We start from the raw sequence: 12,750 nt of genomic DNA on the forward strand, positions 1-12,750 counted from the left end.
AAATAACGACTAAAAACCCCACGCTCACAACGAGTGAACGTGGGGCATAAGTGTATGCATCACCATTCACTCGTAGTCGGAAGATTACGGTCTTCCGGTAGAAACTTGCAAGCCAATCCTTGCGATTATACGAGCGGTTTGTATATCAAGTATTAACGCATTATAACGTAGGTTCGACTATTTGCATAGATGATGAATCGATAGTTTACTCTCAAAACAAAAGTTCGACTAGCGTGAAAACAAAAACACACCTTACAGAGTGTAAGGTGTGAACAATTGATGACACATCGAAGATTCACATGTATGTCTTTGACAAGACACGTAGTGGTCGTTATCGTAAAAGTACTTACACATGAGTTGGATCTAAGAAAATAAACACGAAGATCGCAAGTGCAAAGCAGTAAATCGCAAAGTAGTATAATTTGCTTTTCTCAAGCCAGCCGATTAGCCACTTAATACCGATGATTGAGAAGATAAACGTAACAACGAAGGCCACGATAAGTGACAATGGACCAGCGCCTTCCATTCCTCCAGACATTAAATCGCGAATCGCTAGAATCGATGAACCTAAAATTACAGGAATGGATAGCAAGAATGAAAAGCGAACGGCTGTTTTCTTTTCAAGTCCAAGTGCAAGACCTGTAATTAACGTTGATCCTGAACGAGAAATTCCAGGTATAACGGCTAGTGTTTGCGCAAGACCGATGACAATGGAGTCAATGAAGTTCATTTCATTAATCCCTCGTGTATGTTTGTACTTAATTCTTTCGATTACGAGAAGGAAAATACCCGTTAATAGTAAAGCACTACCTAACACAAATGGTGTTTTTAGAAATTGGTTAGCATAATCTTCTAGCACGAGACCGAGCACGCCAGTAATACCTGTTGCGATTACTAGGTAAAGAGCGAATAGAAATGCTGGTCTGTCTTGTGCTTTTCGTTCCGTGATGAACCGAAGCGATCCAGTCACAATTGCTAAAATATCTTTACGGAAAAAGATAACGACCGCAAGCATTGAAGCAATGTGCAGCAAGATTTCGAACGTAAGACCTTCGAAGTTCGTGCCAAAAATAAATTGCAAAATGACGAGGTGTGCAGTACTTGAAATCGGTAAAAACTCAGTGAGACCTTGTACAATTCCAAAAATAATCGCTTCCCAAACAGACATAATAATGGTTTCTCCTTCCAAAACAGAAAAAAAGGTATTCAATTCGAGGTGAAAAAGTTGAAAATACGTAAATGGTTAACGATTGCTGCGGTAGCGATTGCCGCAGTTGTTAGTTTAAGTATCATCTATGAAAATGTATCGTCTCCTCCCGTCGGTGTCAACCAAGGAATGCAAGCACCTGACTTTACGTTAGAACGAGGCGATGTAGAAGGCGAAAAAAATGAGTCTAAAAGATCAAGAAGGTCAGTTTGTTATTTTGAATCTGTGGGCTTCTTGGTGTGAACCGTGTATTGAAGAATTACCGTTATTAAGTGACATGCACACATCATACAAAGAAGATGGTGTTGTTGTGCTAGCGGTTAACATGACAACATACGAACGACAAATTGACAATGCATTTGAGTTTTTAGATGAACATCCAGTCGAGATGCCGATATTGATGGATTATGATGGAGATTTCTTAGCGACCTATCCGCTTCAAGCATTACCGACGACGTACTTAATTAATGAAGATGGCGTAATTGTTGATATTATTGTTGGCGAGTTAACCGACGAAATGGTTGAGCGAAGAATCACCCCATTTATTGATCAACGAACAGCTTAACGCTTTAGTTGTTGCATCGCATCCGACCATTCTTTTACTGTAGTAAAATGTTTTTCATAGTGTTTAATCATATGGAGAACTTGCCAGCTTTTGCCTTGTAGAATGACACGGTCTTGATCTACGTAAATTTTCATGTGTACCTCCTGTACAACCGTTGTGGTACAGTCATATGCAAAGGAATTATTGATTATACGTATTGCGGAGGCGAGCCGATGGACCTAACAGAAAAAAACGGTAAAGAAAGAAACGGTGTTTGAAGGTAAAGTCATCACGCTTGAAATTCACGACGTGACGCTTCCAGATGAGTCGAGTGGAAAACGAGAAGTCATTAAACATCCAGGTGCTGTAGCTGTGTTAGCAGTGACTCCAGAAGGAACAATTCCTCTCATCCGCCAGTATCGGAAAGCAAGTGAACAAACGTTGCTAGAAATTCCTGCTGGCAAAAAAGAAGTAGGTGAAGAGCCACTTGAGACAGCCAAGCGCGAACTAAAAGAAGAGACTGGATATAGTGCGGAACGCCTTGTAGACATTGGTGGTTTTTATACGTCACCAGGTTTTGCAGATGAGTATATTCATATTTATCTAGCCGAAAATGTTTCGATAGGTGAAGCGAATACCGATGAAGATGAGTTTCTAGAAATCGAGATGTGGTCAAAGGAAGAAGCGATCCAGTTTGCGCTACAAGGTAAATTCAATGACGCAAAAACCGCATACAGCTTATTGCAATTATTTGCCAGAGAGAATCTAGCAGACAAGTCATAAATCTATGAGCCTTCTCATACGTTCAAGTAATGGTATGAGGAGGTTTTTTTATATGAAATTTAGACAATTTGTAGAGCGTCAAGTATATATGCACGTTGCTGAATACCGTTCATTGTATGTGTTTTTGGCTGTGTTGTTTTTTTACAGGCATTATTTTTGGCGCTGTTGTTGTTAATAGTTTAAGCTTGTCTCAAAAAGACGATTTGTTCATTTATTTACAACAGTTTTTCGGACAAGTTGGTGATGGTCAAGTGACAGCAGATCGCGATTTGTTTTGGGAGAGTTTGATGTATAATGTGAAGTACATCGGCTTGATGTTTATTCTCGGATTATCCGTCATTGGTTCACCACTCATTTTATTGTTATTATTTTTAAAAGGAATGGCGATCGGTTTTACCGTCGGCTTTCTCGTTAACCAGATGGGTGTACCTGGTTTTTCATTATCGCTCGTTAGTGTACTCCCACAAAATTTAATCGTCGTGCCGGTGATGATTATCGTTGCTGTTATGAGTGTGGCGTTTTCGTTTCGTCTCATTCGTCAACAATTTATGAAAGTACAGCGTCAAGAACCAATCTTTCCACATTTCTTTCGCATGTGCTTGTTTTTACTCGTTGCTGTCGTCTTACTTGCAAGTGCAAGTGCGATTGAAGCATTCTTGTCACCTACATTACTTTCATGGGTAACTGAGAATGTTGTTTAATGATATCGATTATTAGTTTATAATGATTATTACATGAAAACGATAATGATTATCGTTTAGTATTGACACGAAATAAGATCAATCATATAATTATGAAAGACCTCAAGGGGGGAGATTATGGCTGTGAAAGAACGCATGGACTATATCAAAAAGCAGTTGCATTCTCAAAGTTATAAGTTAACGCCCCAAAGAGAAGCAACTGTTGAAGTGTTGCTTGAGAACGAAGAAGACCATTTAAGTGCAGAGGATGTATACTTACTCGTTAAAGATAAAGCACCTGAAATTGGTTTAGCGACCGTGTATCGTACACTTGAATTACTAAATGAACTTGAAATTGTCGATAAAATTAACTTCGGAGATGGCGTTTCGCGCTACGACTTGCGTAAAGAAGGTGCAAACCATTCTCATCACCATCTCGTCTGCATTCAATGCGGTGACGTTTCTGAGATCGAAGAGGATTTACTCGGAGAAGTTGAAGTGAAAGTTGAACGTGAATGGCAATTTAAGATTAAAGATCATCGTCTTACATTCCACGGGGTATGTAGCAAATGTCAACGTGAAAAAGATTCAACAAATGAAGAAGTCGGACGACAAACAGTCGACCAACTGTAAGCTGTATTCATAATTCGTGAATGCAGCTTTTTTTCTATGTGAACACGTATAGTTCTTCCTTTCCTCGGCATAAGATGGGACAAAGTAGAGATTTGAGGAGGAACGTTCATGTTGTCTCGATTTGAAGCGATTTGGAATGGTTGCAAAATTTTAATTGTTTTTGTTGCGTGCACAGCTTTCTTTTACTATGGTATCCTGTTTTTAATGGCTGAATATCAAGGGGATCAACGCTATGATACGCCTGAGGGAAATGCCATTAAAGTGTTCGAAAATATGAGTGAAGAAGACATTACGTTTCGAGAGCGATTATGGCACTTTTGGCAAAGAGGTGAGTAGTTGGTGCAATCATTGGCAATGGACGACCCTATACACGATTTTTTACATTATTGCCTCGTTGAGCGTGGGCACTCCCAAAATACACTATCGGCGTATGAACGGGACTTGATGAGTTATAAACAGTACGTTTATGAAACTCATGAACTTACTAGTTGGACAGACATCAAGCGCAGTCATATTCTCGATTACTTGTATACGTTAAGGACTGAGGGGAGAACGCCGACTTCGCTTGCGAGGATGTTATCATCGATTCGCTCGTTTCATCAATTTTTACTACGAGAGCGTGTTGCGATGCACGATCCATCGGATCTGATTGAATCGCCAAGATCGGGAAGAAAACTTCCGGTCGTTTTGTCGATCGTTGAAGTTGAACGCCTCATTCATAATGCAGAGAATACGGAAACGAAATACAAAGACCGTGATGTCGCTATGTTTGAGCTCATGTATGGTACGGGAATGAGAGTTACAGAGCTTTGCGATCTTAAATTAGATGACATAAACCTTGATTTAGGCTTTGTTCGTTGCATCGGAAAAGGGAATAAAGAGCGAATTGTACCACTTGGGCAACCGGCAATGAACGCGATTGACCGTTACTTACAGAACTTGCGTCCGATTCTCCTGAAAAAGTTGAGTGAAGAAACGTTGTTTTTGAATCGGCAAGGCAACCGCTTAAGTCGGCAAGGATTTTGGAAGATCTTAAAGAAAAATGCCACTGAAGCTAGCATTTATAAAGACGTAACCCCTCATACGCTAAGACACTCCTTTGCGACGCATCTAATTGAAAACGGTGCCGATTTACGAGTCGTACAAGAAATGCTAGGACATGCTGATATTACGACTACACAAATCTACACGCACATCTCCAACAAACATCTACGCGATGTATACAGTCATTACCACCCTAGAGCTAAAGGAAAGGAAGATCATAAATGACGTCTAACCATCCTTATAATCGTATATTTTTAGTCGTTATGGATTCACTTGGCATTGGCAATGGTCCAGATGCATTGGAGTACGGTGATGAAGGTTCAGATACGCTAGGAGCTATTGTAAACAAACTCGGCGGTCTGGAAATTCCTCATCTGAACAAGTTAGGATTAGGCAACCTAAAACAAGGACCTAAACTTACACCGACAACAGAACCTTTAGCTTATTATGGCAAGATGAATGAGCTTTCCAAAAGTAAAGATACAATGACAGGACATTGGGAACTAATGGGTCTTTATATTGATAAGCCGTTTCGAACGTTTCCTGATGGGTTCCCTAAACAACTGATCGATCAATTAGAACAAGAAACCGGACGCAAAGTAATCGGAAATAAAGTTGCTTCTGGAACAGAGATTATCGAAGAGCTCGGAGAAGAACACGTGAATACGGGCGCGCTCATTGTCTATACGTCAGCAGATTCGGTTTTACAAATTGCTGCTCACGAATCGGTCGTTCCAATTGATGAGTTGTATGAGATTTGTAAAAAGGCACGTGCGATGACGCTTGATGAGCCATATATGCTCGGTCGAATTATTGCAAGGCCATTTGTCGGAGACGTAGGGTCGTTTGAGCGAACGTCAAATCGCCATGACTATGCATTAAAGCCATTTGAACCGACCGTTATGAATGCACTGGATGAAGCTGGCATTACGTCTCAAGCGATCGGTAAGATCGATGACATTTTTGATGGTGAAGGTGTGAACGATCGCATGAGAACATCTTCAAATATGGATGGAATGGACAAGCTCATTCTTTCAGCAAGCAAAGATTTCACAGGTATGTCATTCTTGAACCTCGTTGACTTTGATGCGTTATTTGGTCATCGCCGCGACCCAGAAGGATATGGACGTGCGATTGAAGAATTTGATGCACGATTACCAGAGCTGTTTGATGTGTTACGTGAAGATGACCTTCTTCTTATAACGGCTGATCACGGAAATGATCCGACATATAAAGGAACTGACCATACTCGTGAACAAGTGCCTTTACTTGCGTATTCTCCGTCAATGACTGTCGGCCATGACCTTGGCACAAGGGACACGTTCGCAGATGTTGGTGCAACGATTGCAGATAATTTCTCTGTTACGATGCCAAAGTACGGAACGAGCTTCTTACAATCACTGAAGGGAGAATAGAAGATGTCATTAATCCAAGAAAATGTTGAGATTATCCGCAATGCAACAGACGTACAACCTGAAATTGCCCTTATATTAGGTTCTGGACTAGGAGAGCTTGGCAACCAAATTGAAGCGGATGTTATTCTTCCATACGATGAGATGAAAGGGTTTAAAACATCCACAGTAGCTGGACATGCTGGACGTTTTGTAATTGGTACACTTGCAGGAAAATCAGTCATCGCGATGCAAGGACGCTTTCACTACTATGAAGGATATGGGATGGAAGACGTTGTTTTGCCCGTTCGTGTGATGGCAGCGCTTGGCATTAAATCGCTAATCGTAAGTAATGCAGCAGGTGGGGTGAACACGTCGTTTAACCCTGGTGATTTAATGCTCATCGAAGACCATATTAACTTTATGCACAATCATCCGCTTATCGGTCCAAACGATGAAACGGTTGGGCCTCGTTTCCCAGATTTATCACAAGCGTATGATCAAGAATTGCAAACGTTAGCTACTACAGTTGCCGATACGCAACAACTTTCTTTAAGAAAAGGCGTTTACGCTGCAGTAACAGGACCAACCTATGAAACACCAGCAGAAGTTCGGATGTTCCGTACTCTCGGTGCGGATGCGGTTGGAATGAGTACTGTCCCAGAAGTGATCGTAGCACGTCATCAAAATATTAAAGTGCTTGGAATCTCTTGCATTTCGAATGCAGCCGCCGGCATATTAGATCAACCTCTTAGTCATGAAGAAGTCATTGAAACGACTGAAGATGTGAAAGACAGGTTTATGAAGTTAGTCACAGCAATTATTGAGAAAATGTAGTAGATATTCTTTTTAAAGAAAAGGTGAAATACATGAGAATGGTTGACTTTATCGCAAATAAACGCGACGGACTCGTACACGATGATGAGCATATTAAACAATTTGTAACAGAATACACAAACGGATCAATCCCTGATTATCAAGCGTCAGCATGGGCAATGGCGGTGTACTTTCAAGGAATGACGAAAGAAGAAAGTGCAGCCTTTACTCACGCGATGGCAAAGTCTGGCGATGAGCTAGATTTGTCACAAATTGAAGGCGTTAAAGTGGATAAACATTCAACAGGTGGCGTTGGGGATAAAACGACATTTATCTTGTCTCCACTCGTTGCAGCAGCAGGTGTTCCAGTGGCAAAAATGTCAGGTCGCGGGCTCGGTCATACGGGCGGTACGATTGACAAGCTGGAAGCATTCTCTGGATTTCAAACAGAAATGACAGTAGATCGTTTTATTGATCTTGTCAATGAGCATAAGCTTGCTCTTGTCGGACAAACGGGGAACTTAACACCTGCTGATAAGAAGCTGTACGCATTGCGTGACGTAACCGCAACGGTTAACGCGATGCCTTTGATCGCAAGTTCAGTAATGAGTAAGAAGATTGCTGCTGGTGCTGATGGGATCGTGCTTGATGTAAAAGTTGGTAGTGGCGCATTTATGAGCGATCTTGATGCAGCAAGAGAGCTCGCACAAACGATGGTTCAAATCGGGAACGAACTTGGGCGCCAAACCGTTGCTGTGTTATCAGACATGGACCAACCACTCGGCGAAATGGTCGGAAACTCCCTTGAAGTAAAAGAAGCGATTGACGTTCTTAAAGGTGGAGGTCCTAAAGACGTTCGCGACTTAAGTGTTCGACTTGCGGCTCATATGCTCGTACTTGCAAACAAAGTTGACTCTGTAGAAGCAGGAGAACAACTTGCAAATGAGTTACTCCAAAACGGAAAAGCACTTGAAGCTTTTCGTCAATTCGTCGAACGCCAAGGTGGCGATCCGACGTTTGTCGATAACCCAGAAGCATTTGTAAAAGCGAACCACATCATTTCGGTGACGGCGAAAGAAGACGGGTACGTCAAGCAAATTCATGCAGCAAAAATTGGCCAAGCAGCAGGTCATCTTGGCGCTGGTCGAATGACGAAAGATGAAGAAATCGATCATAGTGTTGGTGTACAAGTTAAGAAAAAAACGTGGCGATCACGTAAACGCAGGCGATGTGCTTACGTATATTCATTCAAACAAAGAAGATGTCGCAGACGTGGTTAAATTGATCGAAGAAAGCTATACGATCACAAAAGAACACGTTGAGCCATTGCCATTAATTATGGATGAAATGCTAAAATAATCGTCTTTACGACTTGCTTAAAGTGAACCTTTAAGCAAGTCATTTTTTTTGCCTTCGTTTTTTTCATAGGTTCACACGTTTATGTAGCGATTATTTTGGTGAAACTAGTAGAAAAAACGGAGGATTAGAGACGATGATAAAAAGGCTAGTAAGTGCGTTAGTAGGGGCTGTACTTGTTTTTTCCGTTCCGCTTTCCACAGTGTCAGCTCAGGAGACGACGATGACAGATGATGTAGGTTCTGCAATATTAATTGAAGCAGATACGGGGAATGTATTAATGGAGAAAAATTCAGAAGAAGCACTTCCTCCAGCTTCAATGACGAAGATTATGACGATGTTACTCATAATGGAAGAAATTAAAGCTGAGAATCTATCGTTTGAAGATCTCGTCACAACGAGTGAATACGCGGCTTCAATGGGTGGGTCACAAATCTTTTTAGAGCCTGGTGAAGAAATGAGCGTTCGCGATCTCTTAAAAGCGATTGCGGTTGCCTCTGGAAACGATGCTTCTGTTGCTATGGCGGAACATATTGCAGGTTCTGAAGAAGCGTTCGTTGATATGATGAATGAGAAAGCAAAAGATTTAGGACTCACAAATACGACCTTTAACAATACGAATGGTTTGCCAGGTGAAAATCATAAAACGAGTGCGCACGACCTTGCAAAAATGGCACAAGAATTATTAAAACATGAAGAAATTACGTCATTTACGAGTATTTATGAAGATTATTTACGTCAAGGAACTGACGACGAGTTTTGGCTCGTAAATACAAACCGATTAATTAAGTTTTATGATGGTATGGATGGTTTAAAGACAGGATTTACACGTGAGTCGATGTACGGTCTTACTGCAACTGCAAAACGAGATGACATGCGTTTGATTGCTGTCGTTATGGGCGCTGAAACACCACAGATTCGAAACAATACGATTACGAGTTTGATGGATCACGGCTTTGCGAATTATCACGTTGAATCATTGTTTGACAAAGGTACTGCTGTGACAAGTGTTCCAGTCGAAAAAGGAACGAAGTCAACAGTTGTTGGTGAGCTAGAAGATCAAATAAGCTTACTTCTGAAAAAAAAGGCGAGACTGCTGAAACTGTTGAAGAGAAGATTACCGTTTCTGATTTAAAAGCACCGATCCAAAAAGGTGAAGTGATTGGAGAGTTTCAATTGTTGAATGACCAAGACGTGGTTTCCACGTCGAACATTATTGCAAAAGAAGATATCGAAAGTGCGTCATGGTGGGAGTTATTCAAGCGTAGCGCCTTAAAAATCTTAGGTGTTGAGCGAGGCGATTCGACAACGAATGACGAAGTTTCAGAGACTAGCATGAATTAAAACTGCTTTTGTCACACGTGAAGGAACTTGAATGGTGACGTTGAACTTTTTAGGGGAGACAGCTAATTTGAATTGTGAGAGAGACTGGAGGAGCGGTTATGAGTTTTTCTGTGGAAGTAGAACAAAAGCAAAATATACTCTGTGTGCGATTGCACGGAGAGTTAGACCATCATTCAGCGAGTGAATTGCGTGCAATTGTTGACCGTCATTTAGAAGAGCGTAATACAAAACATATCGTTTTGAATGCAGAAGGCTTAACGTTCATGGATAGCTCTGGTATTGGCGTCATTCTTGGAAGGTATAAGAAGCTTCAACCTCGAGGTGGAAGGTTGATCGTTTGTGGAGTGAGTGCACCTGTTTATCGATTATTTGAAATGGCAGGGCTGTTTAAGGTATTATCCTTAGAAGAACAGGAATCTCATGCACTACAAGCTTTGGGGGAGGCCGTGTAAATGAAGAACGAAATGGAAATCCAATTCTCTGCACTAAGTCAAAATGAGTCATTTGCCCGTGTGAGTGTTGCAGCTTTTATTGCGCAACTAGATCCGACAATGGACGAGCTAACAGAAATTAAGACGGTTGTGTCTGAAGCCGTAACGAATGCGATTATTCATGGCTATGAAGAAAATCCAGCCGGAACGGTCACCATTACTGTTCATCTCGACGATGATGTGGTTGGCATTAGCGTACGTGATGAAGGCGGTGGCATTGATGATGTGGACCAAGCAAAAGAGCCACTGTACACGTCAAAACCTGACCTTGAACGTTCAGGAATGGGATTTACGATCATGGAAAACTTTATGGATGAAATGAGTGTCACGTCTGTAGCAGGGCGTGGAACGACGGTCTATGTCAAGAAACAGCTGTCCAAAAACAAAGTTGTGAACCATTAAGGGGCGTTGTTATGGAGACAAAAACCAAACGAGATAAAAAAAACCTTCAGATGAGCAAGTGCGGACATGGATTGAAGAAAGTCAAAAAGGAATAAAAGAATCTCGAGACCAACTGATTGAAAACAACACTCGGCTCGTCTGGTCTGTCGTTCAGCGGTTTTTAAATCGTGGCTACGAAGCCGAGGATTTGTTTCAAATCGGTTGTATCGGACTGATGAAATCGATCGATAAGTTTGATTTGTCTTATCAAGTGAAATTCTCAACCTATGCCGTTCCGATGATTATCGGAGAAATCCAACGATTTATCCGAGATGATGGAACGGTTAAAGTAAGTCGTTCTTTAAAAGAGTTAAACCATAAAATCCGTAAACAAAAAGAAGAGTTAACGAAACAACTCGGGAGAATTCCGACGATTAACGAAATTGCGCAATCAATGGATATCTCTACAGAAGATGTTGTGTTTGCTAATGAAGCAACACGTACATTGTCATCACTTCATGAAACGGTCTATGAAAACGAGGGTGATCCGATTACGCTCATGGATCAAATATCAGATCCTGATGAATCTAAATGGTTTGATGAGCTAGCTCTCAGAGATGTCGTCAGACATTTGGAAAAAAAGGGAAAGACTGATCGTTTTCTTACGATACTACAAAGATAAAACACAGTCTGAAGTGGCAGAGCGGTTAGGGATCTCACAAGTGCAAGTCTCTCGACTCGAGAAGAAAATTCTAGAAAAGATGCGAAAAGAAATGGTCGAGTAACGGTTAACAACCTGTTGTTAACCGTTGCTTAAACAGAATTTCTTACCACATCATGAACCTTACAAGTATGGTTGTAGGTGACCTTCTGAGTCGTGGGCCATTACTTTTTTTCAATTAAGCCTTGCAAATGCAAGCTTTTTTTTGTGCCTATTTTTTTGCTGCACGTTTATCTGGGCACAAAGCAAATAATGGTTGCATACAACGGTAGTAAATGAAAGAAAATGGGGGACGAAGTGATGACGTTGCCACCATCAAAAGGTAGCCGGATTCTAGGAAGCATTGCGAACGTGATTCAAGATGCTTTTATTCACCATATTGTACCGATGGCAAGACAGTTACTTGAGAATCAATTGCACGTAATCGAATATGACAATGGGTATACGATTGAAGGTCGGTTACCGAACATGACAAAAGATGATATTACAATTGAGTATAATACGCCGTATTTAATGATTTCTGCAGCGAAGCATAACGGCCACTATTACGAGCGAAGTTCTCGGACGTTTTATTTACCAAATGCTGATGATACTCAAATGAATGGTTCCTTAGAACAAGGTTTATTTTATTTAACGATACCAAAACGAGGCGCCATTACAAGACGTTTTCATGAAGATGAGTGATCTTAAGCACTCGTCTTTTCTTTTCTTAAATTTCACATACCGTAATTGTGAAACATTCCGTCAATACATAATGAGCTAAACATTGATTCATAATAAAACGGTAAAAGGGTGAGGTGTGGATTATGCAAAAAGTGATTTTCGTGACAGATGGAGACGCCATTACGTGTAAGGCAATCATACGAGCAACAAAAACGTTATCGATCGGTCACGTTATTTTATCAGGAGGCAATCCGACGTGCTGCTCGTATGAAGATCTCTTGAAAAAAGTAAAAGCGAGTGAGTATCCGATTACAGTCGTTTTATTTGATGATGCTGGACAAGTCGAAATCGGCAAAGGTGAAACGTTAATGAAGCAGTTAGCTGAAGAAGAGGAAATGGATATCATCGGTGCACTCGCTGTTTCATCAGCGGACCGTTCTGCTGATTGGACGAGTTGATGTGTCCATTGATCGCAACGGACAACTCGTCAGTCAAGGAGTTGATAAGGAGGGCATTCCAGATCTAGAAGATCACAAAGTCCACGGCGACACTGTATATGTACTCGATCAATTGGACATTAAAACGGTTGTAGGAATTGGAGATCTCGGAAAGATGGCTGGAAGGGATGACCCCCATAAAGGTGCGAAAATAACAACAAAAGCACTGAAGTTGATTATAGAACGGAGTGCAAAGTAG

At 41.2% G+C, this 12,750-nt stretch carries 15 protein-coding genes, 4 pseudogenes and 1 riboswitch; of the genes and pseudogenes, 17 read left to right on the forward strand and 2 right to left on the reverse strand.

Going from position 1 to position 12,750, the window contains the following annotated elements; genetic code table 11:
• Positions 1 to 53 precede the first annotated feature (53 nt).
• Positions 54 to 153, reverse strand: a riboswitch (purine riboswitch).
• A gap of 193 nt (positions 154 to 346) precedes the next feature.
• Positions 347 to 1,168, reverse strand: coding sequence for an undecaprenyl-diphosphatase UppP (gene uppP / locus JCM19055_RS06770; protein ID WP_042359112.1), 822 nt, complete (start codon positions 1,166 to 1,168; stop codon positions 347 to 349).
• 57 nt (positions 1,169 to 1,225) lie between these two features.
• On the opposite strand from uppP, the gene JCM19055_RS26260 reads away from it, so the two are divergent.
• Positions 1,226 to 1,450 (forward strand): hypothetical protein, encoded by a 225-nt coding sequence (locus JCM19055_RS26260; protein ID WP_152549790.1) that lies wholly within the window; start codon positions 1,226 to 1,228, stop codon positions 1,448 to 1,450.
• Positions 1,389 to 1,772 (forward strand): TlpA disulfide reductase family protein, encoded by a 384-nt coding sequence (locus JCM19055_RS06775; protein WP_052366023.1) that lies wholly within the window; start codon positions 1,389 to 1,391, stop codon positions 1,770 to 1,772. The genes JCM19055_RS26260 and JCM19055_RS06775 overlap by 62 nt, the downstream gene beginning before the upstream one ends.
• Here the strand turns inward: JCM19055_RS06775 and mciZ are convergent.
• Positions 1,769 to 1,906: a Z-ring formation inhibitor MciZ gene (mciZ, locus tag JCM19055_RS25225; protein ID WP_081831523.1), complete on the reverse strand. Its 138-nt coding sequence runs from the start codon at positions 1,904 to 1,906 to the stop codon at positions 1,769 to 1,771. The genes JCM19055_RS06775 and mciZ overlap by 4 nt on opposite strands.
• Before the next feature lie 115 nt (positions 1,907 to 2,021).
• Here mciZ and JCM19055_RS06780 point away from each other — a divergent pair, with 115 nt between their 5' ends.
• The 15 genes and pseudogenes from JCM19055_RS06780 to JCM19055_RS28840 all read left to right on the forward strand — a co-directional run bounded on the left by JCM19055_RS06780 (position 2,022) and on the right by JCM19055_RS28840 (position 12,750).
• Positions 2,022 to 2,534: an NUDIX hydrolase gene (locus JCM19055_RS06780; RefSeq protein WP_042359114.1), complete on the forward strand. Its 513-nt coding sequence runs from the start codon at positions 2,022 to 2,024 to the stop codon at positions 2,532 to 2,534.
• Between the two features lie 52 nt (positions 2,535 to 2,586).
• Positions 2,587 to 2,709 carry a hypothetical protein gene (locus JCM19055_RS31450; RefSeq protein WP_370543044.1) on the forward strand — a complete coding sequence of 41 codons (123 nt, stop codon included), beginning with the start codon at positions 2,587 to 2,589 and terminating at the stop codon, positions 2,707 to 2,709.
• The gene (gene spoIIM / locus JCM19055_RS06785; protein WP_370543037.1) at positions 2,651 to 3,235 is read left to right on the forward strand and encodes a stage II sporulation protein M; all 585 of its coding nucleotides are present in this window, start codon (positions 2,651 to 2,653) and stop codon (positions 3,233 to 3,235) included. The genes JCM19055_RS31450 and spoIIM overlap by 59 nt, the downstream gene beginning before the upstream one ends.
• Positions 3,236 to 3,352: 117 nt before the next feature.
• A complete protein-coding gene (locus JCM19055_RS06790; RefSeq protein WP_239575516.1) occupies positions 3,353 to 3,847 on the forward strand; it encodes a Fur family transcriptional regulator in 495 nt (164 codons plus the stop codon).
• Between the two features lie 108 nt (positions 3,848 to 3,955).
• Positions 3,956 to 4,183, forward strand: coding sequence for a DUF4227 family protein (locus tag JCM19055_RS06795; protein ID WP_042359116.1), 228 nt, complete (start codon positions 3,956 to 3,958; stop codon positions 4,181 to 4,183).
• A gap of 18 nt (positions 4,184 to 4,201) precedes the next feature.
• The gene (gene xerD, locus JCM19055_RS06800; RefSeq protein ID WP_042359244.1) at positions 4,202 to 5,116 is read left to right on the forward strand and encodes a site-specific tyrosine recombinase XerD; all 915 of its coding nucleotides are present in this window, start codon (positions 4,202 to 4,204) and stop codon (positions 5,114 to 5,116) included.
• Complete coding sequence (deoB, locus tag JCM19055_RS06805) at positions 5,113 to 6,306, forward strand: phosphopentomutase (protein WP_042359118.1); 1,194 nt, start codon at positions 5,113 to 5,115, stop codon at positions 6,304 to 6,306. The genes xerD and deoB overlap by 4 nt, the downstream gene beginning before the upstream one ends.
• Before the next feature lie 3 nt (positions 6,307 to 6,309).
• Complete coding sequence (locus tag JCM19055_RS06810; protein WP_042359120.1) at positions 6,310 to 7,119, forward strand: purine-nucleoside phosphorylase; 810 nt, start codon at positions 6,310 to 6,312, stop codon at positions 7,117 to 7,119.
• A 32-nt stretch (positions 7,120 to 7,151) separates the two neighbouring features.
• Positions 7,152 to 8,457, forward strand: a pseudogene (locus tag JCM19055_RS06815) (pyrimidine-nucleoside phosphorylase).
• Positions 8,458 to 8,593: 136 nt separating this feature from the next.
• Positions 8,594 to 9,798: pseudogene (locus JCM19055_RS06820) on the forward strand (D-alanyl-D-alanine carboxypeptidase family protein).
• Positions 9,799 to 9,896: 98 nt separating this feature from the next.
• The gene (gene spoIIAA / locus JCM19055_RS06825; protein ID WP_042359122.1) at positions 9,897 to 10,250 is read left to right on the forward strand and encodes an anti-sigma F factor antagonist; all 354 of its coding nucleotides are present in this window, start codon (positions 9,897 to 9,899) and stop codon (positions 10,248 to 10,250) included.
• The gene (gene spoIIAB / locus JCM19055_RS06830) at positions 10,251 to 10,691 is read left to right on the forward strand and encodes an anti-sigma F factor (RefSeq protein WP_042359124.1); all 441 of its coding nucleotides are present in this window, start codon (positions 10,251 to 10,253) and stop codon (positions 10,689 to 10,691) included. It begins immediately after the preceding gene.
• Between the two features lie 58 nt (positions 10,692 to 10,749).
• Positions 10,750 to 11,455, forward strand: a pseudogene (sigF, locus tag JCM19055_RS06835) (RNA polymerase sporulation sigma factor SigF).
• A gap of 236 nt (positions 11,456 to 11,691) precedes the next feature.
• Positions 11,692 to 12,075 (forward strand): Hsp20 family protein, encoded by a 384-nt coding sequence (locus JCM19055_RS06840; protein ID WP_042359126.1) that lies wholly within the window; start codon positions 11,692 to 11,694, stop codon positions 12,073 to 12,075.
• Between the two features lie 122 nt (positions 12,076 to 12,197).
• Positions 12,198 to 12,750: pseudogene (locus JCM19055_RS28840) on the forward strand (stage V sporulation protein AE).

Source organism: Geomicrobium sp. JCM 19055 (assembly GCF_000698185.1).
Classification (GTDB): domain Bacteria; phylum Bacillota; class Bacilli; order Bacillales; family Marinococcaceae; genus Geomicrobium_A; species Geomicrobium_A sediminis.

Bases quoted from the DNA above. Each gene is read 5' to 3' on its own strand.
- uppP (WP_042359112.1), bottom strand. From the start codon at position 1,168: ATGTCTGTTTGGGAAGCGATTATTTTTGGAATTGTACAAGGTCTCACT.
- JCM19055_RS06775 (WP_052366023.1), top strand. From the start codon at position 1,389: ATGAGTCTAAAAGATCAAGAAGGTCAGTTTGTTATTTTGAATCTGTGG.
- mciZ (WP_081831523.1), bottom strand. From the start codon at position 1,906: ATGAAAATTTACGTAGATCAAGACCGTGTCATTCTACAAGGCAAAAGC.
- JCM19055_RS31450 (WP_370543044.1), top strand. From the start codon at position 2,587: ATGAAATTTAGACAATTTGTAGAGCGTCAAGTATATATGCACGTTGCT.
- spoIIM (WP_370543037.1), top strand. From the start codon at position 2,651: ATGTGTTTTTGGCTGTGTTGTTTTTTTACAGGCATTATTTTTGGCGCT.
- JCM19055_RS06790 (WP_239575516.1), top strand. From the start codon at position 3,353: ATGGCTGTGAAAGAACGCATGGACTATATCAAAAAGCAGTTGCATTCT.
- JCM19055_RS06795 (WP_042359116.1), top strand. From the start codon at position 3,956: ATGTTGTCTCGATTTGAAGCGATTTGGAATGGTTGCAAAATTTTAATT.
- xerD (WP_042359244.1), top strand. From the start codon at position 4,202: ATGGACGACCCTATACACGATTTTTTACATTATTGCCTCGTTGAGCGT.
- deoB (WP_042359118.1), top strand. From the start codon at position 5,113: ATGACGTCTAACCATCCTTATAATCGTATATTTTTAGTCGTTATGGAT.
- JCM19055_RS06810 (WP_042359120.1), top strand. From the start codon at position 6,310: ATGTCATTAATCCAAGAAAATGTTGAGATTATCCGCAATGCAACAGAC.
- spoIIAA (WP_042359122.1), top strand. From the start codon at position 9,897: ATGAGTTTTTCTGTGGAAGTAGAACAAAAGCAAAATATACTCTGTGTG.
- spoIIAB (WP_042359124.1), top strand. From the start codon at position 10,251: ATGAAGAACGAAATGGAAATCCAATTCTCTGCACTAAGTCAAAATGAG.
- JCM19055_RS06840 (WP_042359126.1), top strand. From the start codon at position 11,692: ATGACGTTGCCACCATCAAAAGGTAGCCGGATTCTAGGAAGCATTGCG.